Consider the following 3,052-nt stretch of genomic DNA (forward strand, 5'->3'; position numbering starts at 1 on the left):
CAGTTTGAATATCGACATCGTGTATCTCTACATCCATGCCGTGTAGAGCAAAACCAAGACTACCTGTAACTGCCCACACTACTTCATCAGTATTCAGATGATTGCATAGCTTGTGCAATACCTTGACCAAACCTGGTTCAAGCATACTTTGTTTCCGGGAGGTTAATCCTTACCTCGTCACCGACATCAGCACCGAGAAAGTCGCGGGCACTGCCGTCTTTGAGAGAAACCTCCAGGTAGCCGCTGCTGCCGAAAAGAGTGAGAAGTCCTTCACCTTCGGCGTAGGTATTAACCAGCCCGGAGATAACCCTGCCGCCGACCTCGGTCACCAGAGTACCTGTTGTCGATGGTAGGTCCTGGTACCTGATGCTGGTAATCAGGTTACCGAAGGCATCAATATGCAGGATATTTCCGACCATTGAGCCGTCCGGCTTCCGCCGGGGTCGGGAGAGCGTGAGTGTTTTCAGGGATGTTATCGGCTCCCCGAAATCGCATGGTGGCTGTCCCAGGGAGAGATGTGCCGCCACCGGGGCAAAGATATCCCGCCCGTGGAAGGTGGGGCTGACCGGAGAGCGCCAGAACTGCGGCCTGGTGATGGCGATTGCCTCCAGTTCCGGTCCGAGTTGCCTCTCAGTGAGGCTGCCGGTTTCTGCCGGGTCAGGCCCGGGTGAGGATTGCTCGATGATGTAGCTCAGTACCCCGTTGTCCGGGGCCACAAAACAGGCCGATGACGTTTTCAGGATAACGCTCCTTCGCTCGCTGCCTACGCCGGGGTCGACGACCGCCAGGTGTATTGTCCCCTCGGGGAAGAACCGGTATGCCGTGCTCAGGACAAAGGCTGCCTGGGCGATGTTCCGTGGTTTCACGGTATGGCAGATATCAACCAGCCTGACACCGGGATCGATACCCAGGATGACGCCCTTCATAGCGGCGACATAGGCATCAGACAGTCCAAAGTCAGTGGTCAGGGTTACTACGGCGCTCATGTCATTCAGCGACTAGGCAACCTTGAGAGAAATTATTGAGACGATTACAAAGACGACTGCCAGGCCAACGGTCATCTGAAAAAGTCTCTTCTCCAGGCCCCGTTTGGTCCGATAGACGGAGTCAGCCTGGCCGAAGATACCTCCCAGGCCACCGCCTTTTACCTGCAAGAGGATGACCAGTGCCAGAGATACTGATACTATAATCTGAATCACATTGAAAGCAGTCTGCATTCTGTTATTCTTCCCCCAACTTCTTCTTCAGCAGTTCGGTTGCCAGTTGCGGATTGGCGCGGCCCCGGGTGGCTCTCATTACCTGGCCAACGAGGAACTTGACTGCTGTTTCTTTGCCTGCATTGTAATCGGCTACGGCTTGCTTATTGGCGGCGATTGCCTGGTCGACCGCCTCCTCTATCTTGCTGGTATCGGTTATCTGACTCAATCCCTGCCGGTCAATAATCTCACGGGCCGGTCTGCCGGTCTTGAACATCTCCTCCCAAACCTGCTTGGCGGCGGGACCGGTGACGGTGCCCTTCTGCATGAGGTCAAGCAACTGGCAGAGCTGCTCCGGATTTACTCTGGAGTCACCTATCTCGGTGCTGGTGGCATTGAGCAGCCGGCTGAAATCGCCGAGGAGCCAGTTGCTCACTGCCTTGGTCCTCGCGGGCAGGGCAAGACCGGCGGGTAGTCCGGTTTCCAGGCAAGCCTCGAAGTAATCGGCCATTTCCCTGGAGCTGGTCAGCAGGCTGGCGTCATATCTTGGCAGGGCGTAATCGGTCATGAAGCGGTCGCGTTTGGCTTCGGGTAGCTCCGGCAGCCTCGCCTTTATCTCCTCCACCCAATCGCTACTGAGTGAGAGTGGTGGCAGGTCCGGCTCGGGGAAGTAGCGGTAATCGTCGGCGTACTCCTTGCCGCGCTGCGAGACGGTCTTCCCCTTTTCCTCCACCCAGCCACGCGTCTCCTGGAAGATTTCCTCACCTTGCTCAACGGCCTTCCTCTGCCTCTTTTCCTCATACTCAAGGGCATGGTAGACAGCCCTGAAGCTGTTCATGTTCTTTACCTCGACCTTGGCGGCTAACTCATCACTTCCCTCGGGGCGAATACTGATATTGGCGTCACAGCGGAAACTGCCTTCCTCCATGTTGGCGGTGGATACGCCGAGATACCGGAGGATGCTGCGCAGCTTGATAAGGTACTGCCGGGCCTCTTCCGGGGAGCGCAAGTCCGGTTCACCGACAACCTCCATCAGCGGGGTCCCGGAGCGGTTCACATCCACCAGGCTGTAGGCCTCTTCACCCGGAGCGGAACGGTGTGTCAGCCTGGCGGTATCTTCTTCGAGGTGGACGCGGGTGATGCCCGCCCTCCTGGTCTGACCGTCCACTTCAATAGTCAGCCAGCCGTTGAGCCCGATGGGGTCTTCATACTGCGATATCTGGTATCCCTTCATCAGGTCAGGATAAGGGTAACTCTTACGGTCAAACCTGGTATATTCGGAGATGGTACAATTCAGCGCCAGTGCCGTCATCGCGGTGTACTCCACGGCCTGCTGGTTGATGACGGGAAGGACACCGGGCATGCCGAGGCAGACCGGGCAGACGTGGGTATTGGGGGGTGTGCTGGCGTAGTCTGCACTGCAACAACAGAACATTTTACTGCGGGTCTGAAGCTGGACATGCACCTCCAGCCCGATGACAGTCTCAAATTCCATGGTGTTTCTTGTCCCGAAAGGTTCGCTCTAAGTATATCAAGTATGATAGTGACTGACAAGGAACGACATGCTACAATGTATCACGTAGGCATGGGGATATAGCTCAACCGGGAGAGCGCTGCGTTCGCAATGCAGAGGTTGGGGGTTCGAGTCCCCCTATCTCCACTTGGGGTGTCAATAGGCAGAACTCCTACGGTATCCGTCTTCCTTCCATCCGGGGGAACCGGTAGATTGTAGTACAGCTTCACCCTTTCCTTTTCAACCACTATCTTCTTTACGAAAGACCTCAGGAAAGCCTTTCTTTGAGCGACTTCGCTTTCGTCGAGAATGTTACAGAGGTCGGCAACATAGGAGCGAACAG

3 protein-coding genes and 1 tRNA gene are annotated in these 3,052 nt (G+C 56.0%); 1 reads left to right on the forward strand and 3 read right to left on the reverse strand.

Features of this window, described 5'->3' with window-relative positions; translation table 11 throughout:
• Nucleotides 1-137: 137 nt before the first annotated feature.
• Genes VMW13_03235 through gatB form a run of 3 tightly spaced genes read right to left on the reverse strand, consistent with a single transcriptional unit; the run spans nucleotide 138 to nucleotide 2,691 of the window.
• Nucleotides 138-986, reverse strand: a complete 849-nt coding sequence (locus VMW13_03235) for an SAM-dependent chlorinase/fluorinase (GenBank protein HUV43826.1) — start codon at nucleotides 984-986, stop codon at nucleotides 138-140.
• Nucleotides 987-998: 12 nt separating this feature from the next.
• On the reverse strand, nucleotides 999-1,217 hold the full coding sequence (secG, locus tag VMW13_03240) for a preprotein translocase subunit SecG (GenBank protein HUV43827.1): 219 nt from the start codon (nucleotides 1,215-1,217) through the stop codon (nucleotides 999-1,001).
• A 4-nt stretch (nucleotides 1,218-1,221) separates the two neighbouring features.
• On the reverse strand, nucleotides 1,222-2,691 hold the full coding sequence (gatB, locus tag VMW13_03245) for an Asp-tRNA(Asn)/Glu-tRNA(Gln) amidotransferase subunit GatB (protein HUV43828.1): 1,470 nt from the start codon (nucleotides 2,689-2,691) through the stop codon (nucleotides 1,222-1,224).
• Nucleotides 2,692-2,783: 92 nt separating this feature from the next.
• Between gatB and VMW13_03250 the strand changes: the two genes are divergently transcribed.
• Nucleotides 2,784-2,856, forward strand: a tRNA-Ala gene (locus VMW13_03250).
• Nucleotides 2,857-3,052 lie beyond the last annotated feature (196 nt).

Source organism: Dehalococcoidales bacterium, assembly GCA_035529395.1.
Taxonomy (GTDB): Bacteria; Chloroflexota; Dehalococcoidia; order Dehalococcoidales; family Fen-1064; genus DUES01.

Bases quoted from the DNA above. Each gene is read 5' to 3' on its own strand.
- VMW13_03235 (HUV43826.1), bottom strand. From the start codon at position 986: ATGAGCGCCGTAGTAACCCTGACCACTGACTTTGGACTGTCTGATGCC.
- gatB (HUV43828.1), bottom strand. From the start codon at position 2,691: ATGGAATTTGAGACTGTCATCGGGCTGGAGGTGCATGTCCAGCTTCAG.
- secG (HUV43827.1), bottom strand. From the start codon at position 1,217: ATGCAGACTGCTTTCAATGTGATTCAGATTATAGTATCAGTATCTCTG.